Genomic DNA, 23,846 nt, shown 5'->3' on the forward strand with positions numbered 1-23,846 from the left:
ATCGAATATGGGATTACTAGACATAATTGAAAAAAATAAAGAGGAAAATGGAGAAGAAACATCTACAACCAAACAGGAACAAAAAAAGGTTGAAGAAGTAAAAGAAGTAAAAGTAGAAGATCCATATGATGCCGTAAAGAAAAAAATTCATGGAAGAATTATTTTAGCCTTGAATAGAGCAGGAAAGGCTACTGTTGACAGAGATGAAATGGAAAAACTTCTTACTGAAGAGGTTGACAAGGATGAGTACAATATTCCAAGAGTAGAAAGAAAATCAATTGTAAAGAGTTTGTTGGATGATATATTGGGATATGGTCCTATTCAAGATTTAATTGATAGTGATAGTTGTAGTGAAATAATGGTCAATGGTCCAAACCGAGTATATATTGAACAAAAAGGTAAATTAGTTCTTACAGATATAAAATTTAGAGATGAAGAGCATCTTATGAATATTATTGACAGAATTGTCACACAGGTTGGTAGACATGTAGATGAGGCCAGTCCTATGGTTGATGCCAGACTTCCGGATGGTTCCCGTGTAAATGCCATCATTCCTCCAATTTCACTTATTGGAGCTGTACTTACAATTCGAAAATTCAGTTCAACACCGGTAACAGCAGCACAATTAGTAGAATGGGGTTCATTAAACCCTGTAATGCTTTCATTTTTAGAGGCGTGTGTTAAGGGAAAATTAAACATAGTAGTATCTGGTGGTACCGGCTCAGGTAAGACAACATTGTTAAATGTGTTATCATCATATATTCCTGAAGATGAACGTATTGTAACAATAGAAGATGCTGCAGAAGTTCAGTTGCATCAGGATCATGTTATTACACTTGAATGTAGACCGGCAAACCTTGAAGGTAAAGGTGCGATAACAATCAGATCTCTTGTAAAGAATGCATTAAGAATGAGACCTGACCGTATAATTGTCGGGGAAGTTCGTTCAGAGGAAACATTAGACATGCTTCAGGCTATGAATACAGGTCATGATGGTTCATTAACAACAACTCATGCTAACTCGCCTAGAGATGCAATGGCACGTATTGAGACTATGGTTATGATGTCAGGTATGGAATTGCCGGTTAAGGCAATCAGGGATCAGGCGTCATCGGCCATAGATTTAGTTATACAGCAGAGCAGACTTAGAGATGGATCCAGAAAGGTAACTTCAATTACTGAGGTTGTTGGTATGGAAGGAGATGTTGTAAGTTTGCAGGATATATTCGTTTATGAGACGGATGGAACATTGGATTCAAGAGGAAAGTTTAAGGGACAATTTAGAGCAACAGGTGTAGTTCCAAAGTGTATTGAAAAGATTAGAGGAAATGGGGTTGTTGTAAAGAATGAATGGTTTGCAAATTAGTACGATTTTCTTTGTTGTAGTTATGATGATTGTTACATTTGTACTTGTAATAACGATAGTTGGTAAAATAACGGAAAGCAGTAGAAATGTAAAACGAAGAGAAGACTACATTGTAGGAAAGAAAAAAGAAGAAAAGAAGGCTGAAAATACTAAAAGCCAAAAAAATAATAAAAAACAAACATTAAGTAATAAAGGTGCATTTACCAAGCTGAATAAAATTTTAGCAGAGGAATTAGAGAAAAGCGATATTTCAAAAAAACCGGAAGATTTTATAATTATATGGATTGTAGTAACTTTTGTGCCGGGATTATTATTTATGCTTATATTTAAAAATCAGTTAATTGCACCTATGCTTATGGTAATTGGAGCTGTTGCACCAATTATATATATAAAAAGTAAGCAAAAAAAGAGAAGAGATACATTTGAATCACAGTTAAGTGATGCTTTAATGATTGCAAGTAACTGTTTGAAGTCCGGTTTAACATTTAATCAGGCAATGGACACAATTTCAAGCGAATGTGAAGAACCAATAAAATCAGAATTTAAGAGAACAGTTAACGAAATAACATTTGGTAGTTCGCAGGATGTTGCATTAGAAGCAATGGCCGGAAGAGTAAAAAGTGAAGATTTTGATCTTGTAGTTTCAGCTGTTAGTATTCAAAGACAGACTGGTGGTAACTTATCAGAAATACTTGACACAATAGCAGGGACAATTCGTGAGCGATACAAGATTAGAGGTGAGATAAAGACTATGACCGGGCAGGGTAGAGTTTCAGGAATTATAATCGGAGCATTACCAGTTGCACTATTACTTATAATGAGTTTGATTAATAAAGAACTTATTATGAATTTATTTACTACATCAACGGGAAATATTCTTTTACTTATATCTGTTGGATTGGAAACTGTTGGTGCAATTATTATTAATAAAATTGTTACGATTAAGTTCTAAAAGGAGAAAAAAATATGGAATTTATGGTATTAGCAATTAGTGCGTTTGTTTTCTTTATTGTTTCCTCCATTGGATATAATAAAGGAACAGAGATTGATGACAAGGAAAGAAAAATAGAATACATAAGTGGCAAGAAAAAAATTCAAAGCGAAAAAGAGGGTGAAAAGTCTTCAAAAAGGTTTTTGCAATCTCAAATACAGGCAATTAATAATTATGCCAATAAAAGTGCAGCTAATGTAAAGAAAAATGCAAAATATAAAGCTGCGGAAAAACAATTAAGATTAGCGGGACTATCTATAAGTCCGGAAAACTTTTTCTTTTATAAGAAGGCTATCATGGCTTTGATAATGGTAGTTATGACATTTATAGCTGTTATTACAAAGATTCCACTTTTAGTATTAGTTGGATTGTTAATAGCTTTACTGCTCCCTAACATGTATTTAAATGTAAAGGTTAAAAGCTATCAGCAGGGAATTAGGGATCAGTTACCGGATGCAATGGATTTATTGGGTGTTTGTATAGAATCAGGATTAAGCTTTGATGCTTCACTACTAAAAGTATCTGAAAGAATGAAGGGACCATTTATAGATGAGTTATTAAAACTCTATAGACAGATTCAGATGGGTGTTCCAAGGGGTGAGGCATTAAAAAATATGGCAAATTCATCAGAAATTCCAGAATTAAAGACTTTTATTGCAGCCCTGGCACAGGCAACTCAGCTAGGTATTCCGATGAATAACATTATGAAGGTTCAGTCGGAAACACTTAGGGAAACAAGAATGCAGATGGCAAGAGAAAAAGGTCAGAAAGCTCCTGTTAAGATGCTTTTGCCTATGGTAGGACTTATTTTCCCAGTACTGTTTATTGTAATCTTAGGACCAGTTGTAATTAACATTATGAACATGGGACTTTTTTAAAGAAAAAAAGAAAAAATTATTTGATTTAATAATGCAAATTTGTAAAAAAAGTGATAGAATCGAGGTATGGATATGATTATAAAATGTTGTAATCAGATTATATGTACAGAGGCTGAATATGCAAATACATTTTTTAAGAGATTTAAGGGGCTTATGGGTCGAAAATCATTGGCTGAAGGTGCAGGACTTTTGATTGAACCATGTAATCAGATACATACTTTCGGGATGAAGTTTGCTATAGATACATTGACATTGGATAAAGATAATGTGATTTTGTATATAGACCATGAAATTCAACCGGGAAAAATAAGAAAAATGGTTTCGAAGGGCAGAAGGGTGTTAGAATTGCCAAGCGGAACTGCAAATAAATATATGTTACAGGTTGGACAAGTTATTTCAGTGGAGTAGGAAACATTGAAATTGGACTCCAGCATTTATACATTTCAATTGAAATGTAAAAAATCTAGGAAAAGGAGTTGAGAAGTATGGCTAAGTTGTCAAGAATAGCTAGACCACAGACCAGGTTTATGCAGAGCAACGAAATTGGGGAGGTTGCAGCAGAAGAGAATGCTTATGGATTTAATCATGCGGTAAGAGGATATGATCCTGAAGAAGTAGATGATTATATTAATAACCTTTTCGGCAACTACAAAAACACACAGAATGTTTTAAATAAACAGAAAGAAGAGTTTGAAACAGAACGAGAAATGCTTCAATGTGAAATCAATGATTTACATGGGAAAAATGGTGCTCTTCAAGAAGAGAATGATGAACTTAAAGCAACAATAGAGGAACTTAGAGAAGAAATATTAGCATTAGCAGAAGGAGCAGGAGATTCACAGCAGAGTGTAGCACCTGCCGCTCCAGTAGAAAAACCGGAACCTGAAATTGTATACGTTGAAGTGCCGGTAGAAAAACCATCTACAGACGATGGAAGTGCTGAGTATGAAGTTCTTTATGCCGAGAATAATGAATTAATTGGAAAGAACAGGACTTTAAGTATTGAGAATGCTAAATTACAAAAGAGTGTCGATGCAAGTGCAATGGAAGCTAAAGCAGCAACTGACAAACTAGGTGAAATTCAAAGCAGATTAGATGAAAGTCAAAATAAATTAGCAGATAATCAGAATAAACTTGAAGAATGTCAGGCCCAGTTAGAAGATAGTCAGGTTCAGTTATTAGAAACTCAGGAAAAGGTAGAAGAAGGTCAGACAAGAATCCAGAGCATGGAAGAAGAGATGACTCAGATGCGTAAGAAGATGGCAGTTGTTGATAGTAAGGAATTAATTGATTCACTTATTTCATCAATGGGAAGTCTTGAATCTGTACTTAAACAAAGACAGGAATAATTATTATATAATAAAAATAGCTGTTATGTTGATACTATTGCATTGACGTGACAGCTATTTTTATGTTTAAAATAATTATTTGAATTTACACTAATATAAGATAAGGGGATTTTTATGTTAAAATTAAAAGAAAAAATAAAAAATACAAATACAAGATATTTTTATTTTTATATATTATTTGCGTTATGTGTTGGAATACTGTCAATAATGATGTCTTATGGTATTTCAGGAAATGATTTTTGGTGGCACATTAAGTCTGGAGAATGGATTGTAGAAAATAAGGCGTTTCCTCGCGAGGGAATATTTTCATGGATGGCAATGGATAAGCATCTTAAATGGTATGCTCATGAATGGTTAGCACAGGTTATATATTATGGAATATATTCATTAGGAGGACAATTGGCAATATATTTTTTCTGCTTTTTTGCAGGAGTATTAATGTTATATATGATTTATAAAGTGGCTAAAGAATATGTACTTAATAATATTATGTATACAGTTTTGATATTTATATTTACTATGATGATTATTAAAAATTATTTCTATGGAAGACCACAGTTATTTAGTTATTTTTTAATTTTTATGGAATTAAAATTTTTATATGATTATATAAATGAAAAAAGTAATAAAGAGATATTTTTTGTTCCTTTATTGGGAATTTTGTGGGTGAATATACATGGGGGGTCATCTAATTTATCATATTTATTATGTTTGTTCTTCTTAATTGCTGGTGTAATTAATTTTGAATTTGGAAAAATAAGCTTTGTTAGATTAGAAAAAAATAAAATATTAACGTTATTAGGGGTTATGGTGGCTACAATAGTGGCAGTATTCATAAACCCATATGGTTTAGATATGGTTCTGTATCCTTATACAAATATGGCAGACAATTTGATGCTTGATTTAATTGCTGAGTGGGGAGCACCTGACGCAAAAAATGTTGCTATACTATTATTTTTCTTTGTTCCATTTGCATTGGGGTTGATCAGCATTATAACAACAGAAAAGAAAATAAGAGGAATTGATTTACTTATATTTGCATTTTTTTCATATATGTTTTTTAGAAGTACACGATTTATAGTAATGTTAGTAATAAGCTATCCATTTTATATTTTTAATTATATACCAAAATTTGGAACATTAAATGAAGTGAAATCCAAAGCCGATAAAGTTGTTGCAACAATTCTTATTGCAGCAGGAATAGGAATGACAGCGTTTGGTGCTGTTAATAGTGTAAGTACATATGATAAAGGCAAACTTATAGAACATGAATTGGACTACAAATTTGTAAAAATCATGAAAGTAGAGAAACCGAAGAGACCATATACAGAATATAATTATGGAGGAGATTTGATATATTATGGGATAGAGGTTTTGGTGGATGGACGAGCTGATGTTTATACAGGAACGCCACTTGAGGACTGGAATAATCTTACAAAACTTACAGTATATTCTGAACCTAATAAAAAATATAATAAGCATACGTTTGTTGAGGATATTATAAAAAAATATAATTTTGATGCATTTTTAGTCGATGTAAACAGACCATTATATCAGTATTTAATTACAAATGCAGATAAATATGAACTGGTAAAGGAAAACAAAGAAACAGCCTATTTTAGAGTAATTAATTAAAAGGGGAATGTGTATGAGGAAAAATATAAAGACAAAGAACGATATTATAGTTTTGGTGCTAATATATATTTTGGTAATAATATTAGCGATTTTTACTACACCTATTGGAAATATGGAGGAAATTTGGAAGTATAATATTTGTCAGGCTATTGTAAATGGAAAACAATTATATAAGGATATAAATTTAGTTAACACGCCTTTAGTCTATTTAATTGGAGCCTTATTCGTTAAAATAAAACCCTGTCTGATTTCCTTTAGAATTATAACAGTAATAATGTGGGCAGCAATGCTACTAATGTTCCATATAATTGCAGCAAAACTAAATCAAAGTAATTTAAAAATATTTGCTATTAATTTGTTTTTTATTTTCTTTTGCAGCATACAAAATGGCATATATTTATGCTATAATCAGGCGGTTTTACTTGCAACATTAGGAATAATATATATTATTCTTAGAGATGAAATAAGTAATTTGAATTTATTTGAAATAGGTCTGTTAAATGCATTGGCAATTTTGTGTAAATATTCAACAGGAATAGTTGTGTGTTTAGGCACAATAATCGTAATATTTATAAAAATAAGGAACAAAGGAACAAGCATTAAACATACATTAATACATATAGCAACATATTTAGCAGGTCTTATGCTTCCTAATGCATTATTTTTAGGATATTTAATGGCAAGTGGTAGCTTTGCAGATTTTTTTGATATGACATTTGCAGGGACTACTGAGTTTAAGAATAATGCATTGTCAATGCGGGAAATAATGGACAATGCGTACATAATTGTGTTTTTGGCAATTTTATTAGTTATACCGGTAGCAATTTTATTTGATACTATAAAACATAAAAATTATAATAAAGATAAAATTTGTGTTGCTATCTTGGCAATTTCAAATTTTGCAGCAGCTTATCCAATATTTGATCCGGTCCATTTTTATCAGGGATTTTATATACTAGCGTTACTTTTACCGATAAGTAAAGGTAATAGAAAAATTAAGCCGGAGATAGTTACAGTTTGTGTATGCTCGATTGTACTTATATATATGTCATGTTCAGCTATGTCAAGTGCAAAATTGAGAAAAGTAAATGGATATGGTTATGTTTTTACAACGGATTATACATATAACAAGTTTCATAAAATAGATAAGTTTGTGTCAGATAATAATGGAAATGTAAAGATTATCGACCCATATGCAGCGTTTTATGATGTTGAGTTAGGAAGATATATAAAATATGAGGGATGCTTTTTAAATGGAAATTTAGGCGAAAAAACACCTATTGAGGCATTTGAATCAATTGTAGGCGAAGAAGATGTTGTGTTAATGTATGATAAAAAAGATATAACAAACAGGCAGTTTCCAATTGAAATTTGTGATTATATAGAAAGTCATTATAAAAGAGATGGTAAAATTGAAGGCTTTAATGTTTATAAAAAGCGTTAAATAGAAGTTTATAAATAAATTAAAAATACAAAAATATAATTAATTAGATTATAAAAATTAGAATTGTATTGAAAGTAAATTTATAGGTAAGACGAAATAGCATACAAAAATATAAACAGGGTTGTCATTATGACAACCCTGTTTATATTTTTCTAATATTTAGATTCTAAATATTAATCGTCCGATTTTAAATTAGTCTAAAACGATTGAGTCTGTTGGGCAAGCTGCTGTGCAAGCACCACATTCGATGCACTGATCAGCGTTGATTACGCAAGCACTACCGTCGTTTGAGATTGCTCCAACTGGACAAGCTCCTTCACAAGCACCACATCCGATGCAACCATCTGTAATTTTGTAAGCCATTATGTATGCCTCCTTTATAGTTTTATACAGTAATAATAATACAAATAATTACATATTGCAACATCTAAGTGATGAGAAAAATAAACATTTTAGGTAAAAAATGGACCTATAAAATATATGAAAAAATGTGCATATATTAAAAATAATATTCATATCCGGATAGAAGTAAAAGAATACTCATTTATTGTTATAAATCTGGGAATTACTGCTTGTATTTAATTTATTTGCAATTATAAAAACCTACCTTATAACCGTTAGTACGCGTCCGAATACATACCATTCAGATGGGTCAGTAGCAACAATATCTTTTCCAAAACCATTTACAGGTTTAAGCACGGAAGGAGTGCCATACTCATATTTTCTGATATAAACATGACGTCCTTTAAGAAAAATACCGGTTTCTCCGTAGGCAGGAGAACGGTCATTTGCAATAATCAAAACATCGTCTTTAAGGTATGCCGGATGAAGTGATTTATTAGTGACTTTTATTCCGCACATCATAGATGAACCGAATTCCTCCTCATAAGATGAAACATCTATGTAATCGGCATAAAAACTGTCAAATAACATTTCGTCTCCCATGCAACCGGTTGGAACAATGACAGGAATATAGGTTTTGCCCTGAAGTTGATTTAAGTTGTACAATTTTGTTTCAAAATTTGCTATTTCAGAAATTAGATTACATGCTCTTTCAGGGAGCTTTGTGTAATCTATATTTAGATGTCTGTCAAGTCCTAATAGATAATCTATTGAGACACCTAATGCTTGAGATAATTTTATTAAGTTATATGTTGTAGGACATCCGGTATGACCGCTCATCAGTTTTTTTAGAGTGTCATATGAAATGTTGGAAACATCAGATAATTTCTTTAAAGTCCAATTTCTTTCATTGAGAATCTGATTAATTGTCTCTACAACAGTGTTAGTATATTGTAATAAGTCAAATTGTTTAAGATTCATTTTGGTTCCTTCGATGGCACTTTTTAAAATTTTAGAAAATTAAAATAGTGCAATTTAAGTTCTTTTAAATAACTTTGGTTACAGTTATATTTTATTATAAGAATTAAATAAATTCAAGTTAGCTGTAGGTGACAAGCTTGGGGTGTGGCTTATCATATAGCAGAATAAGGCGAAAATACAACTTATTCATTAATAAAATATTATGAGAGCAAGGGGTGTTTTAATGAGTAAAACCAAGATTGTAGTAATTGACAATGACAAGAAGGCAGTATGGGAGCTTAGTAAAAGCTTAGAGTGTGAAGAAAACATTGAGGTAGTATCAGTTGAAGAAAATGGAATAGACGGATTGGAAGCAATTAATAAATATAATCCGGATATAGTCATAATGGAACTACTGCTAACAGGAATAGATGGATTTAGTATTATTGATTATATAAAAGAATGCAAATATGATATAAAAATAATTCTTACATCTGTAATTAATCAACAAAATATAGTTAGGGAGGCCTTTGATAAGGGAATAGATTATTTTGTTGTTAAGCCATATGATGTAAACACAATAGTGAACAGAGTTAAGCGTATAATCGGAGAAAATAAAAATAGTGAAACATTTAGTGCAATTTATAGTGTAGATTCTATAATTGCAAATTCACTGATTCAGTTAGGTATTCCAGCAAGTTTAAAAGGATACAGATATGTAGCGACAGGAATAAAAAGAGCAACAGAAGATCAGGGAGTGCTAGAGGGAGTTACAAAAATATTATATCCTGACATTGCAAAGGAATATGATTCAACACCGCAAAGAGTTGAAAAGGCAATTAGACATGCAATTGAAGTTGCTTGGAATAAAAATAGTGACAGTGATTTAAAAAACAAATTTTGCGTTAATTTAGATAAAGGAAGAAAAAGACCAACAAATTCAGAATTTATTGCAACAATGTCACAATACATAATTAATTCATATAGGTAGTTAGGCAAAACTCTATATGGGGAATGCTTTAAGCTATATTGGGGTAAAAGACAAAAAAGAACTGCTATTATTAAAAAGAAATGCGATGTATGTGTAGCATATTTGATAAATTATTTTGTAAATTTACACCGAAGTAATTTATCAATTCTTTAAAATAATAGTGGTTCTTTTTTTATATAATTATTAGGTAATTATGTCTGTTTTTATAATTAAAATTATTTTTTTGCGAGTGATAATGAGAAAATAAATTCTGTTCCCACTCCTTCGGTGCTTATAACATCAATAGTTTCATTGTGCGCTGAAATAATTTCTTTTACAATGGAAAGCCCAATCCCGGAACCGGTTTTATCCATACCTCTTGAAGAGTCTGTCTTATAAAAACGCTGCCAGATTTTATTAATATTATCATGGGAAATACCAATTCCATTGTCTTTGATAACGCAGAATAATTTACCGCGATTGTTGTATAGTCTGATAATAATTTCAGAATCATTAAAACTAAATTTAATGGCGTTATCAATGAGATTATATATAACCTGTTCAATCTTACCTTTATCGGCAGTGACAATAGTTTTCTTTGCTTCATTAACAATAGTTAATTTTATATTTTTCTTTGAACTTACAGCTTCGAGAGTTTCAATAGAACTATGTATAAGCTCAAGTATATCAAAATCTTCTAAAATAAGTTCAGGACCTTTGTTGCTCCAAACATTTAAATCTCTTAGACCATTGGTTAAATGTTCCAGTCGGTTTGCTTCAGACAAAACAATCCCAAGATATTTATTTTGCATTTCAGGAGGAATGGTTCCATCCATAATGGCTTCAATGTAACCTTTTATTGAAGTAAGAGGAGAACGAAAGTCATGCGAAATATTTGATATAAATTTTTGCTGATATTCGTTGCTGTCTCTTAATTGGCTTGCCATATAATTTAATGAGTTGGCAACATCACCAATTTCATCATCTGAATATATTTTTATAGGATCAAAATCAAAATTACCTTGAGCATATTGCATTGCTGCAGTTCTTATATCCTTTAAAGGTGCATATATAAACCAAACAAAATTGAAGAAAATAATTAACGACAATAATAAAATTATAAAATATGTTAAATAAAAAATCTTTGTTATGGTGTAACTTGAAGATTTTATTGATGCTGTGGAAACATGTACAAGCATATAACCGTAAGGGCTTGATGAACCAGATTTAATCGGGTGGACAACATGAAGCATGTCGGTTTTAAAAATGTTGTACATATTACTAATCTGATAATGCCCTCCATTCTGATAATCTGCAGGATTAAAATTTGAAATAATAATTGACTTTGAAGAATCAGAGGTTAAATCAGAACCATCACTTGAATACTTTAAGTTAAAATCAGAACCTAAAATCCAAACCTCAGAATTTAAAATCTTATTAAAATCTTCCACATATGGTTCAAAATCAGTAATATCTGAAAGTGAATAGTTGCAGTCGTCAGCAATATTTTTGGAAGCAACAGTAGCGTAGCTGTATAATTGCGACGCTGTTGTTTCAACCAAATGATTATAGGTTATATTTGTTGACCAATAGGTAATAATCAACATACCTAAAATTGCAAATGAAATATAACCAATAAAAAATTTTTCAAGAATAGAATCCTTCATAGTAATCTCCAATTTGTAAATAGCAACATAATCTTTATTTGTTATAATGGCGGGGCACAAGGTACTTTACCCACTCATGAGCAAGCTCATGTGGGCTTAGACCTTTTGACCCTAGCATCTTGATAAATTATGCTTTGCTGTGTACTTCAAATTTGTATCCAATACCCCAAACAGTGGAAAGGGCCCATGTGTCGCTGTCGTGAATTTTTTCACGAATTCTTTTAATGTGTACATCGACAGTTCTGGTGTCTCCGGCATATTCATATCCCCAGATATTGTCTAATAACTGTTCTCTTGTAAATACCTGATTTGGAGAGGAAGCAAGGAAATATAAAAGTTCAATTTCCTTAGGTGCCATTTCAAGAGTTTCACCTTTATAAACTACTTCATAATTAGAAAGGTTAACTGTAAGGTCTGGGAATTTAACGACTTCAGCTCCACCGGTAGTAGTAGAAGTTGTCTGGTTTGCGCGACGTAAAAGAGCTTTGACTCTTGCGACGAGTTCCTTAGAATCGAATGGTTTAATCATATAGTCATCTGCTCCAAGTTCCAATCCAAGAACCTTATCAAAAACTTCTGTTTTGGCAGAAAGCATAATAATTGGTACATTTGACTCCATTCTTATTTCACGGCATACCTGATAACCGTCTTTTCCGGGAAGCATAATGTCTAACAAAACAACATCAGGCATATATTCCTTAAATGCTGTGATTGCAGACTGTCCGTCATGCTCAATACGGGTATCAAAACATTCTTTTGTCAAATAAAGAGAGATTAACTCTGCAATATGTTCATCATCATCTACGATTAAAATTTTCTGTTTACTAACCATAATATCCTCCAATAATATTCACATAAATATTTGAAATTATTTATACATATACGGTTGCTTTCGCAAAGAAGCAACATTTTCATATGCATAAATTAACATAATAAAGTGTAACATACATAAATGAACAAACATTGTATATATTTTTATTTAAATGTAACGGCAGAAACTTAAAAAATAATATTCATTGTTACATTCGATTATTGTTATTATTTAAATGTAACAACAGTAGCTCCGGCACCGCCTTCGCCATGCTCGCCGTTTCTGTATGATTTTACATAGCTCAGATTTTTCAAATGATTCTGGATAGCACTTCTAAGAGCACCGGTTCCCTTTCCGTGAATTATGTAAACCTGAGGCAAATGTGCTATATAAGCGTCATCTAAATATTTGTCTAATTCAAATATAGCTTCATCTACAGTTTTGCCAATTAAATTTAATTCCATTTTTACGTTTTTAGCCTTGTCCATTTTTATCTTACCTGTGTTGCTTCGGACAAGACCAGGTGCTTTTACATCAGGCTCATCTAGAATCTCTAAATCAGAAATGTTAACCTTGGAATTTAAAATACCCATTTGTACATTAACGTCTCCATTGGCATTTGGTAAAGTAGAAATCGTTCCTTTTAAATTAAGACTAAGAACCTTAACTCCTGTTCCGATTTTAAATTCAGAAGGCTTGTGCTTTTTCTTTGCAGCGGAAGCTTTCATGGAAAGACCGCTTTGGTTTTCCTTTAATTTGCTGCCGAGTTTGCTTCTGGATTTTTCCATAGCCTTTGTATTATGAGATTTAGAGCCCTGATTAATTGTTCTTATTGACTCGTCAGCTAATTCTTTTGCATCCTTTAAAATATCAACAGCTTCTTCACGGGCTTTAGTAATAATTTTTTCACGTTGTTCATCTAAACGTTTATTTTTTAATTCATAATCGCGCTTTAATGATTTAATTTGTGATTTATAGGCTGCAATTTCCTCACGGTCTTTTTCAATTGTAAGTTTGCTCTCTTCTAATTTTGCAATGACATCTTCAAATTTTTCATTTTCTGAATCAATACGTTTCTTTGCATCATCAATAATGTAATCAGGAAGTCCGAGCTTTGAAGAAATGGCAAAAGCATTACTTTTTCCGGGAATTCCAATTAACAGTTTATATGTTGGACGAAGAGTCTCAACATTAAATTCGCAGCAGGCATTTTCTACACCGTCAGTAGAAAGGGCAAATAACTTCAATTCACTATAATGTGTTGTTGCCATTGTGCGTGTTCCGATATTTTTTAAGAATGACAAAATGGAAATTCCAAGAGCAGCACCTTCTACAGGGTCAGTTCCCGCGCCTAATTCATCAAACAAAACGAGAGAATTTTCGTCAGCTTCGTTTAAAATATTTACAGTATTTACCATGTGGGCAGAGAAAGTACTAAGACTTTGTTCAATACTTTGTTCATCACCGATGTCGGCAAATACCTCATTAAATACAGCTAACATACTTCCTTCAAATGCAGGAATGTGAAGACCAGACTGTCCCATTAATGTAAGTAAACCTACAGTTTTTAAAGAAACTGTCTTACCACCGGTATTTGGTCCGGTTACTATTAATAAAGTAAAATCTTTTCCTAAATGTATATCAATAGGAACTACTTTATGTGGGTCAAGCAATGGATGACGTCCCTGTTTAATATTAATTTGCTTATTATTACTAAATATAGGTTCACTTGCTTTCATATTCTTAGCAAGTATAGCCCTTGCAAATATAAAATCGAGTTCAGCAAGAATATCCATATCTGTTTTTAATTCGTATAAATGCTCAGCACATAAAATACTTAAATTTGCTAAAATGACCTGAATTTCATCAGCTTCTTTTGATGCAAGTTCACGAAGTGTATTATTCAAATTGACAACCGCCATAGGCTCAATAAAAAGAGTAGAGCCTGTTGAAGACTGGTCATGTATCATGCCGGGAACTGCACTGCGGTATTCCTGCTTGACCGGTACACAGTAGCGACCGTCACGCATTGTAATTAATGCATCCTGCAAATAAGTACGCCCTGACTGAGAATTAATTATTGAATTCAATTGAGAATGAATTCTATCATTAGTAATCTTTATCTGTCGACGGATATTTTTCAAATTAGCTGAAGCGTCATCGGCTATCTCATCTTCTGAAAGAATACAACCTGTAATTTCAGAATTTAAGTTTGACAAAGGTTCAATGCTGTCAAATAATTGGTCAAGACTGTTGGGTTCACCATCTGCATCTTCTTTACGTGCAAATGTTTTTACGCGCAAGGCAATTTTTAACAAGGAACTGATTTTTAAAAGCTCTCCGGCACCGAGTGCACTGCCAATTTCAAGTCTTTTAAGACTTGCACTTATATCATATAATCCGGAAAATGATACGCTTCCCTTTTGCCACACGAGTGATAGAGCATCAGCAGTTTCCTTTTGTAATTTTTTTATTTTATTTAAATCTGATATCGGCTCAAGCTTGCGACATTTTTCTTTTCCAAGCTCAGAGCACGCACAATCTGAAAGTCTGTCTATAATTTTGTTATATTCAAGAGTTTTTAAGACCTTTTTGTTCATGATAATACTCCAATTCTTGTATTTAAATTCATAATCAATTATAATAAAGAACAGTTGCAAGGTAAAGGGAAAAATGCCTTAGTAAAATTAGTGTAGTGGCCATTTGGCTTAGAAAGAGGAAGAAATGAAATATATTGAAGCATTGAGAGAAGGCGAAAGGATTCAGGAAATCTATTTATGTAAACAAAAGAATGTTGCAATGACAAAGACAGGTAAAGAATATGAAAATGTAATCCTTCAGGATAAGACAGGTTCTTTGGATGCCAAAATATGGGATCCAAGATCAATGGGAATAGATGATTTTGATGCATTAGATTACGTCGAAGTAAGTGGTGACGTAACTGTATTTAATGGTCAGACACAGTTATCAATTAAAAGAGCAAGAAAGGCAAAAGAGGGAGAATATGATCCTTCTGACTATTTGCCTGTTTCAGATAAGAATCTTGATGATATGTTTAATGAATTATTAGGATTTATTTCAAATGTTGAGAATATATACTATAAGCAGTTGCTTAGCAAATTATTTATAGAAAATCAGGAATTTGCTAAGGCATTTAAAAATCATTCAGCAGCAAAAAGTGTTCATCATGGATTTATTGGTGGCTTACTTGAGCATACAGTTTCAGTAACAAGATTGTGTGAATTCTACACAAAGCAGTATCCAATGTTAAATAAGGATTTGCTTATAACTGCAGCAATTTGTCATGATATTGGAAAAGTATATGAATTATCTTCATTCCCATTAAATGACTACACAGATGTAGGACAACTTTTAGGTCACATAGTTATGGGCTCAGAAATGGTAGGAGATATTGCCAGAACAATTAGTGGATTTCCAAAAACTCAGTTAGTGGAATTAAAGCACTGTATTTTGGCTCATCACGGAGAACTTGAATATGGTTCACCAAAGAAACCGGCATTAGTTGAAGCTATGGCTCTTAATTTCGCAGATAATACAGATGCTAAGATGGAAACAATGGCAGAATTGTTTAAGGCTAATGCAAATAAGTCTTCAGATGAATGGTTAGGTTATAACCGCTTACTGGAAACAAATATCAGAAAGACAAGCGAGTAAAGGAATATTCATGGTTAAAAAGAACGATATTATAGATTTAACAATTGAAGATTTAGGAGTAAACGGAGAGGGTATAGGCAAGGTTGATGGCTATACTCTCTTTGTTAAAGATGGGGTAATTGGTGATGAAGTTACTGTCAAAGTAATGAAGGCGAATAAAAATTTTGGATTTGCAAGACTTATGGAGATTAATAAACCATCAAAAGATAGAGTGACTCCGCGTTGTAGTGTGGCAAGACAGTGTGGTGGATGTCAGATTCAGTGCTTAAGTTATGAAGAACAGCTTAAGTTCAAGCAGAATAAAGTGTATAACAATCTTGTACGAATTGGTGGACAGGATGACTTTGTAATGAAAGATATAATAGGGATGGAGGAACCATTTAATTATAGAAACAAAGCACAGTTTCCTGTGGGCATAGATAAAGAAGGAAATATTGTTTCAGGATTTTATGCCGGAAGGACACATTCAATTATTGGAATTGACAGTTGTGATTTAGGACTTAAATTAGATGGCAGAGACATTAATAAAGAAGTTATGGATATTGTAAAAAAATTCATGACTAAATATCAGATTGAACCATACAACGAGGTTACGCATAAAGGATTAGTGCGTCATGTCCTTATAAGAATAGGTGCAAAAACAAAACAGATAATGGTATGCATCATTATAAATGGTAGAAAGTTACCAAATAAAGATGAATTAGTAGAAAAGTTATGTAAACTAGAAGGTATGCACAGTGTGTCCTTAAATATTAATACAAATAAGAGCAATGTAATTTTAGGCAGCAAAATTATAAACTTGTATGGACCGGGATATATCGAAGATTATATTGGAGATGTAAAATTTAGAATTTCACCATTATCATTTTTTCAGGTAAATCCTGTTCAGACAGAAAAGTTATATAATAAGGCTTTGGAATATGCTGATTTGTCAGGAAATGAAATTGTATGGGATTTATACTGTGGAATTGGAAGCATTTCCTTATTCCTCGCAAAGAAGGCAAAGAAAGTGTTAGGTGTTGAAATTGTACCTGAAGCAATTGAAGATGCAAGATTAAATGCAAAAATAAATAAAATAGATAATTCGGAATTTTTCGTAGGAGCAGCAGAAGATGTTGTTACAGAGTATTTTTCTAAACACGAAAATGAAGCTGAGTGTAAACCGGATGTTATAGTTGTTGACCCTCCGCGAAAAGGTTGTGATGAAAAATTATTGTCTACGATTGTAAAAATGAATCCAAAGCGTGTTGTGTATGTAAGTTGTGACAGTGCAACACTTGCAAGGGATGTAAAATGGCTTAGCGAGAATGGATATAAATTAAAGGAAGCAACGCCATGCGATATGTTTGGTCAAACCGTTCATGTGGAGACGGTCTGCTTGCTCAGCCGAAAAGAACCTAACTAAGGGGCAGGTAATGCTAGATAAAGATTTGGCAGAAATATATGGCTATAAAGGCCAAAAGTTAGAGGCTGACATTTTGATATGTACCCCTTTTACTGGACATCCAATGAAAGGGATATATATCATTTTGTACAGTTTCTAAATAAAAACAGAATCTAAAATACATAGGTGTTCATTGAGAAAGATTTAGTGCTACAATAAAAGAAAAACTGAAAGGCTGAAAAATGAAAATAAAACTATTACATACTTTAAAAAATTATGATAGAAAAAATCTTATAAAAGATATAATTGCCGGAATTATAATAATGGCCGTGTCTATTCCTATATCAATGGGATATGCTCAGATTGCGGGATTGCCGGCAGTTTATGGAATATATGGTTCAGTATTTCCGATACTTGCATTTGCACTTTTTTCCACATCACCACAATTTATATTTGGAGTCGATGCGGCTCCAGCGGCTCTTGTTGGCTCTGCTTTATTAAGCCTTAATATAGAGTTAGGTTCAGACGAGGCAATTGCAGCAGTTCCGGTAATGACATTTTTTGTGGCAGTATGGTTGCTTGCATTCTATTTTATGAAGGCAGGAAAGCTGGTAAATTATATTTCAGCACCTGTAATGGGTGGATTTATAACAGGAATATGTACAACGATTATATTAATGCAGATTCCGAAAATAATGGGTGGCAGCTCCGGAACAGGAGAATTTTTTGAGCTGGCAGAGCACATATATGAAACCTTAAAGCATGCAAATATTCCATCTGTAATAATGGGGGTGATTGCTCTTGTTATATTATTAGTTTCAAAAAAATTAATACCAAAGTTTCCAATGGCAGTAGTGCTTATGTTTGCGGGAACAATAATAACATTAAATATGCCAATAAGAGATTGGGGAATAAATACTCTAAGTGCCGTGGAACCGGGGCTCCCAAAGTGGAGCATTCCGGATTTTTCTATTATTTCTATTCAGCAGACAATAACAATAAGTTTATCTGTAGCAGTAGTAATAATGGCAGAAACCTTATTGGCAGAAAATAGTTTCGCACAAAAAAATAATTATCGTATAAATGATAATCAGGAAATCCTGGCTTTTTCAGTTGGAAATTTTATGGCGGCATTTACAGGATGCTGTCCAATTAATGGTTCCGTCTCACGTACTGCAATGGGAGAACAATATCAGGCAAAAACTCAACTTACAGGAATTGTTGCAGGACTTTCAATGATAGTGTTGCTTATTTGTGGAACAGGGTTTATAGGTTATTTGCCAATACCAATTTTAACAGCAATTGTTATTTCAGCACTTTTGGGAGCAACAGAGTTTGACCTTGCAGCACGACTTTGGAAATTGAGCAGAACAGAATTTCTTATTTTTGTAGGAGCATTTTTAGGCGTACTATTACTTGGAACAATAAATGGAGTTTTAATAGGAATAATTCTTTCGTTTACAGAAATGATTATAAGAACTTCAAAACCATCAAGATGTTTTCTTGGAATACAGCCTGGACATAGACATTTTAGGGATTTGAAAGAAGGAAATCAGATTCATGCCATAGAAGGTGTAATTATTTACAGATTTAGCAGTAATTTGTTTTTTGCAAATATCGGAGTGCTACAGCGTGATATAGAAGACAGTATAAAACCTGATACAAAGGCAGTAATTTTAGATGCAAGCGGAATAGGAAGCATAGATATAACAGCAGCAGACAGACTTGCAATGTTATATAAATCCTTGAAGGAAAAAGGAATACGATTTTACATGACCGAGCATATAGCAAAGGTAAATGAGCAGATAAGAACTCTTGGGCTTGGATATATGATTGAAGAGGGAAGGGTAAGAAGAACAATACATATAGCATTAAAAGATATGGGAATCGCAAGACCATATCCGTTAGAGGGTGGAATTGAAAATGAAGAAAGAAGTGCTTCAAGAAAGCGTGCGGATAACAAAGTACAGGAATTCGTATGGGCGTTTGGAGCTGAAAGCGAGGAGCAAATAGAAAAACAGATAGTTTTACAGATTCAACAGCTAAAGAAAACGGGAGATATCGAAAAACTTTTCCACGGAAGCTGGTCTCATATGGATGCATTTGACGAGGATGAATGGTTAGAACATTTAGAAGAACATTTGAAGGAAATCGTTAATATTTCAGGAAAAGATGAAAAGAGCATTGCTACCAGATTTGAAGAACATAGAAAAGAAATCCATGAGAGAATCAAAAATGAGCATCCGGAAATGGCAGAGCGATTCAAGAAAAGAAGGCATATTCTTGATGAACATTTAAGACAAAGACATCCTGAAGTATTTAATCTTATTGAGCATTTAAGGGAAAGTGATGATAGTAACTAAATCGTTCATATACCGGATTTCTAATATTCGGTCTGTATTTTTTATAAAATGATGATAGCAACTTAATTTTTCCTGTACCCGGTATAACAGAATCGGGCATAGGAAAAATTAAATGTATTATTTTAATCTAATACACAATACAACTAATAGCGAATCTGTTTAACTAATCGCAATTATATAAAATCATTAATTTCGCATAAGCAGCTTCGCAAGAAATATTGTAAAGAGGAGTTACACCGGTATCTATAATTTTTGCACTGCTGTCGTATAAGGCTGCATCTTTGCTTTTAAATGATGCACAGTAAAAATCTATTCCTAAATCTATACATTTTTTTGCAAAATCAATAATAGAATATCCATCAGTTGTACATGCCGTTGCTGAATGATACATATAATGAAGGACAGCTTTTGGCTTTGTACTTAAATCAATGTTGTCATATTTTAGACCCGGATAAGGACGAATTAATAATATCCCGTTGTTAAAGTTCCCACTCCATAAAGCAGAGTTAGCGTCATTAGCACAAATCGAAGTTTCGCAGTGTTCCGAATTATTGCAAATATTATTAAAATCAGGTGCATTTTTAAATGATATATTTAATTTATGGGATTCTGACAAATGAGGATAGCTTTCGTTAGCAAAAAATCTTTCATCAATCATTTTGCCAAAATAGTCACCCGTAAAACTGCGAAACTGGTCTGTAAAAGGGTCTGATTCTACAATATGAGTAGAAAGATAAACAGGCATTTCCCCCTTATTATTTTCGAAAATAGTGAACACACCATGCATGTGAGATTCTTTAATAAAACATACAGCATTTCTGAAATTGTTCATGCCATTACTGCCGGGAAGTCCCAAAGCAAGATTGCTTGCAACAAGTACAATTGGAATAGAACAATTTTCAAACATTGTTCCAATTAAAGCTGATGTATAGGAAAGTGTATCAGAACCATGTGTTATAATGATTCCCTGATATTTTTCAAAATTTAATTCCAAAAGGCAATTGCATAAAACGCCCCACTCTACAGGAGTAAGATTTTCACTTAAAATATTAATCGGCTGAATTACTTCAAATTCAGTATCATCAGCATATTTCTCATTATATAACTGAAGAAGTCTATAAGAGGAAGCAGCAGTGGTATTGATAATTTTTCCCTCGACTTTGCTTCCAATAGTTCCTCCGGTTAAAATGACTAAAATTTTCTTCATAAATTGCTCCTAAGTATTGGAAGCGTTGCAAAATTATGTACGAACCTTAATAATTTTTCCATAGTTTATTGCAGGAACTCCCATTTTATATGGACGGATTCTAAAATAATATGTTTTCTTCTTTTTCAAATGTTTTTTATATGTAGATGTCTTGCCGCCTGATGCACGGACGGTTTTGACACCTTTTTTAAATGACTTATCATAGGAATACTGAATAAAATATCCGTCACAATTTTTATCAGTTTTCCATGTAAGCTTGAGTTCTTTAGACTTGTTTAGTTTCTTCTTTGCAAATTTAACGGAATCAAGTTTAGGTTGCTTTTTAGTTTTTGCTGAAACTGTTTTACTCCAATTCCCAATTCCTACATTATTAGTATAAGCACGCATACGTATATAATATTTTGTATTATAAGGAAGCTTTTTGATGACGGTTTTTGAATCCTTTCCGTCAACCTTAATAGTTTTTACGTGCTTTTTAAATTTTTTGTCTTTAGAATATTGTATAGTGTACCCGCTTACTCCGTTTTGGGTAGTCCATTTTAAATTAATTTCATTGGAACGGCTAATTTTAGCTGATGTAATTTTAGCTTGCTTTGGTAAAATTAAAAAATCAGCGGAACATGAACTTAAATATTTAATCTCATTTCCTATTACTTTAACAGAACCTACGCCGGAATATACATTGTCTGAATAATCGACAGTGTAATTGTCAGGAGATACAACCTGTCCGTTATAAGTTACTGTTACGTCAGGGCGTTGCTCTGAGCCGTTGCACGTATAAATGTTTTGGCTAAGAGTTACAGAAGCATTTTTCAAAGAAACATATGGATTATTTTCCTGGGCATCTGTAGTTATTTCGCCATTTACAAAGTTAATTTTAACATTACCGTCTGTAGTACGGTAAGTTTTAATAAATCTTCTAGCCAATCGTTTAAGAACAGATGGTTTTGGAAGAGTAGTCTCATTGCCCCTTTCGGATGAAATAACAGCCATTGATGGTGCACATGCATCTAAAAAATCCGCACAAGAAGATAATGCGGCACCATGATGACCAACTTTTAATACATCGCATTTAAAATCAATTCCCATTGCCAATAACTTTTCTTCCATCGTAGAAGGCAAATCTCCGGTCAACACAACTGATCTGTCATCGCAGGTAACTTTTAAAACAAGACTACATTCATTATAAGTTGAGCCCATGGTTCCATCATATAAGCATGTGACTGTGGCATCGCCAAATGACCAGCTTTGAAGATATGAAGGGTTAGAATAAGGGCATCCTTCAGCTTTTAAAGCTTCCATAAAGGCATAAAATACATCTAAATCTTTTGAGCATGGAGAACAAAAAGTTTCTCCGATTTCAAATTCTTTAAAGATACGGGCAAATCCACCGACATGGTCTCCATCAGGATGCGTGGAAACAACATAGTCAATTTTTGAGATTCCGAGCGATTTAAGATAAGTAACAATATTTTCAGTTTCTGTATTAACACCTGAATCAACAAGCATATAATGTCCTTCACTTTCCATTAAAATGCAATCTCCACGTCCGGCATAAATGGCAGTCATTGACATTTGTCCTGCGTTAGCATCAACAATAAATTGAGGCAGATATAATTGTAAAATAAAAATCAGGCATACAAAAAATATATGCCTGACAGATTTTTTCATTCGTAATGAAAAATTAATACTCATAATGTTAAACCTCGGCTTTAATATTATTTTTGTGAATTATAATTTTCATTAATATAGTCTAAACACCTTTTCGCTAATAAATAGTATACAACAATAAGACAAATAATTACAAACGTGAAAAGATTGCCGGTTACAATTAAAGCATGATAATCGGAACCGAGCCAGTAAACAAAAGTTGCCAATACAAATCCAACTACGCTTACATACCATGCAGCTTTTATCCAACTACGCTCATCACGACATGCAATTCCCGGAGCTAATTTAAGAAAGCCGTGAGTGTAAAAAAATGTTGTTATAACACCAGCGAACAAATATGCAAAACCAATAGCAAATACTAAATTACAAAGCAATATTCCATTAACGAAAAATGGCAGAATATAAATAATAATGCTGAGAATTAAAGAAATAATACTGAGTAATATAGCATAATTAAATTGACGGCTGCCTTTGTTCTTGAGAAGAAAAGCGGCGATTGCAATTAAAATAAATCCGACAATATCATTAAAAATATCTATATGAATATTGTCAAAAAATACTTTATCAATTACTTTGGCCTCGTTAGTTGAAACTGCATCTGAATTATCATCAGACAAAGAGCTGTCATGCTTGTCTTCTATCATTTTATAAGTACAGGAAGCTCCATAAGTTGATTTGATATTGTAATATTGAAATTCACCAATAACGTTGTCAGAGTTATTGTAATTATTAGGATATGCTATTCCTGTGTCGATATTAACATCTAAAACAATAAATAAGAAACCAAGTAAAAATAAAATTATACTAAGTTTACCACGGGATAATTTCATAGAATCCTCCTTATTAATATGTACAAACCTAAAAAAATAATACAAATGTTATATTTTCAAAAAAAGTGTATCCATTGATGTCACCAAATGAAATTTTAAAGAGATAACATTTGTAATAAATATTAATAATATAATATGTGTGATGCCGGTAGGAGTGCGTAGTACGTAACAATCCATGGGCATAAAAATTGGGACTTTTGCCACAACATCATATGTGTATAATGTGAATTGAAACAATTTTAATAAGTCGATTATAACCTATTTAAAATTAAAATCCAATAGTATTTGATTATTCAAAATTTA

General features: G+C 32.6%; 19 protein-coding genes. 11 read left to right on the forward strand and 8 right to left on the reverse strand.

Annotated features, from left to right (window positions below; translation table 11 throughout):
* The first annotated feature begins 7 nt into the window (after window positions 1-7).
* The 7 genes from N5B56_RS06400 to N5B56_RS06430 all read left to right on the forward strand — a co-directional run bounded on the left by N5B56_RS06400 (window position 8) and on the right by N5B56_RS06430 (window position 7,663).
* Window positions 8-1,366 carry a TadA family conjugal transfer-associated ATPase gene (locus tag N5B56_RS06400; protein ID WP_260978605.1) on the forward strand — a complete coding sequence of 453 codons (1,359 nt, stop codon included), beginning with the start codon at window positions 8-10 and terminating at the stop codon, window positions 1,364-1,366.
* Window positions 1,347-2,318, forward strand: coding sequence for a type II secretion system F family protein (locus N5B56_RS06405; protein ID WP_260978606.1), 972 nt, complete (start codon window positions 1,347-1,349; stop codon window positions 2,316-2,318). Before N5B56_RS06400 ends, N5B56_RS06405 begins: the two co-directional genes overlap by 20 nt.
* 14 nt (window positions 2,319-2,332) lie before the next feature.
* A complete protein-coding gene (locus N5B56_RS06410; protein WP_260978607.1) occupies window positions 2,333-3,235 on the forward strand; it encodes a type II secretion system F family protein in 903 nt (300 codons plus the stop codon).
* Window positions 3,236-3,307: 72 nt separating this feature from the next.
* Window positions 3,308-3,643 (forward strand): DUF192 domain-containing protein, encoded by a 336-nt coding sequence (locus N5B56_RS06415; protein ID WP_260978608.1) that lies wholly within the window; start codon window positions 3,308-3,310, stop codon window positions 3,641-3,643.
* 77 nt (window positions 3,644-3,720) lie between these two features.
* Window positions 3,721-4,584, forward strand: a complete 864-nt coding sequence (locus tag N5B56_RS06420; protein WP_260978609.1) for a coiled-coil domain-containing protein — start codon at window positions 3,721-3,723, stop codon at window positions 4,582-4,584.
* A gap of 114 nt (window positions 4,585-4,698) precedes the next feature.
* On the forward strand, window positions 4,699-6,219 hold the full coding sequence (locus tag N5B56_RS06425) for a hypothetical protein (protein WP_260978610.1): 1,521 nt from the start codon (window positions 4,699-4,701) through the stop codon (window positions 6,217-6,219).
* 13 nt (window positions 6,220-6,232) lie between these two features.
* Window positions 6,233-7,663: a hypothetical protein gene (locus N5B56_RS06430; RefSeq protein ID WP_260978611.1), complete on the forward strand. Its 1,431-nt coding sequence runs from the start codon at window positions 6,233-6,235 to the stop codon at window positions 7,661-7,663.
* A gap of 192 nt (window positions 7,664-7,855) precedes the next feature.
* Here N5B56_RS06430 and N5B56_RS06435 read toward each other — a convergent pair whose 3' ends face one another.
* Together N5B56_RS06435 and N5B56_RS06440 are read right to left on the reverse strand one after the other, a co-directional pair.
* Complete coding sequence (locus N5B56_RS06435; protein ID WP_022088715.1) at window positions 7,856-8,026, reverse strand: DUF362 domain-containing protein; 171 nt, start codon at window positions 8,024-8,026, stop codon at window positions 7,856-7,858.
* A 240-nt stretch (window positions 8,027-8,266) separates the two neighbouring features.
* Window positions 8,267-8,986: a helix-turn-helix domain-containing protein gene (locus N5B56_RS06440; protein WP_022088714.1), complete on the reverse strand. Its 720-nt coding sequence runs from the start codon at window positions 8,984-8,986 to the stop codon at window positions 8,267-8,269.
* Between the two features lie 223 nt (window positions 8,987-9,209).
* On the opposite strand from N5B56_RS06440, the gene N5B56_RS06445 reads away from it, so the two are divergent.
* Window positions 9,210-9,956 (forward strand): sporulation initiation factor Spo0A C-terminal domain-containing protein, encoded by a 747-nt coding sequence (locus N5B56_RS06445; RefSeq protein WP_022088713.1) that lies wholly within the window; start codon window positions 9,210-9,212, stop codon window positions 9,954-9,956.
* Window positions 9,957-10,171: 215 nt separating this feature from the next.
* Here N5B56_RS06445 and N5B56_RS06450 read toward each other — a convergent pair whose 3' ends face one another.
* The 3 genes from N5B56_RS06450 to N5B56_RS06460 form a co-directional block, all read right to left on the reverse strand.
* Entirely contained in the window at window positions 10,172-11,602 is a 1,431-nt protein-coding gene (locus N5B56_RS06450; protein ID WP_117910101.1) for a HAMP domain-containing sensor histidine kinase, read from the reverse strand.
* Window positions 11,603-11,729: 127 nt separating this feature from the next.
* Window positions 11,730-12,434: a response regulator transcription factor gene (locus tag N5B56_RS06455; RefSeq protein WP_022088711.1), complete on the reverse strand. Its 705-nt coding sequence runs from the start codon at window positions 12,432-12,434 to the stop codon at window positions 11,730-11,732.
* Window positions 12,435-12,640: 206 nt separating this feature from the next.
* Window positions 12,641-15,013 carry an endonuclease MutS2 gene (locus N5B56_RS06460; RefSeq protein WP_260978612.1) on the reverse strand — a complete coding sequence of 791 codons (2,373 nt, stop codon included), beginning with the start codon at window positions 15,011-15,013 and terminating at the stop codon, window positions 12,641-12,643.
* A gap of 124 nt (window positions 15,014-15,137) precedes the next feature.
* Between N5B56_RS06460 and N5B56_RS06465 the strand changes: the two genes are divergently transcribed.
* The 3 genes from N5B56_RS06465 to N5B56_RS06475 all read left to right on the forward strand — a co-directional run bounded on the left by N5B56_RS06465 (window position 15,138) and on the right by N5B56_RS06475 (window position 19,835).
* Complete coding sequence (locus N5B56_RS06465) at window positions 15,138-16,088, forward strand: 3'-5' exoribonuclease YhaM family protein (protein WP_022088709.1); 951 nt, start codon at window positions 15,138-15,140, stop codon at window positions 16,086-16,088.
* Window positions 16,089-16,098: 10 nt separating this feature from the next.
* The gene (rlmD, locus tag N5B56_RS06470; RefSeq protein ID WP_260978613.1) at window positions 16,099-17,493 is read left to right on the forward strand and encodes a 23S rRNA (uracil(1939)-C(5))-methyltransferase RlmD; all 1,395 of its coding nucleotides are present in this window, start codon (window positions 16,099-16,101) and stop codon (window positions 17,491-17,493) included.
* 221 nt (window positions 17,494-17,714) lie between these two features.
* On the forward strand, window positions 17,715-19,835 hold the full coding sequence (locus N5B56_RS06475; RefSeq protein WP_260978614.1) for a SulP family inorganic anion transporter: 2,121 nt from the start codon (window positions 17,715-17,717) through the stop codon (window positions 19,833-19,835).
* Between the two features lie 163 nt (window positions 19,836-19,998).
* On the opposite strand, the gene N5B56_RS06480 is transcribed toward N5B56_RS06475, so the two are convergent.
* Genes N5B56_RS06480 through N5B56_RS06490 form a run of 3 tightly spaced genes read right to left on the reverse strand, consistent with a single transcriptional unit; the run spans window position 19,999 to window position 23,543 of the window.
* On the reverse strand, window positions 19,999-21,042 hold the full coding sequence (locus N5B56_RS06480) for an asparaginase domain-containing protein (protein ID WP_260978615.1): 1,044 nt from the start codon (window positions 21,040-21,042) through the stop codon (window positions 19,999-20,001).
* 33 nt (window positions 21,043-21,075) lie between these two features.
* Entirely contained in the window at window positions 21,076-22,737 is a 1,662-nt protein-coding gene (locus N5B56_RS06485) for an MBL fold metallo-hydrolase (protein WP_022088705.1), read from the reverse strand.
* Between the two features lie 23 nt (window positions 22,738-22,760).
* On the reverse strand, window positions 22,761-23,543 hold the full coding sequence (locus tag N5B56_RS06490; protein WP_117910110.1) for a hypothetical protein: 783 nt from the start codon (window positions 23,541-23,543) through the stop codon (window positions 22,761-22,763).
* Window positions 23,544-23,846: the final 303 nt, after the last annotated feature.

The organism is Eubacterium album (assembly GCF_025336545.1).
GTDB classification, from domain to species: Bacteria; Bacillota; Clostridia; order Lachnospirales; family Lachnospiraceae; genus Eubacterium_U; species Eubacterium_U album.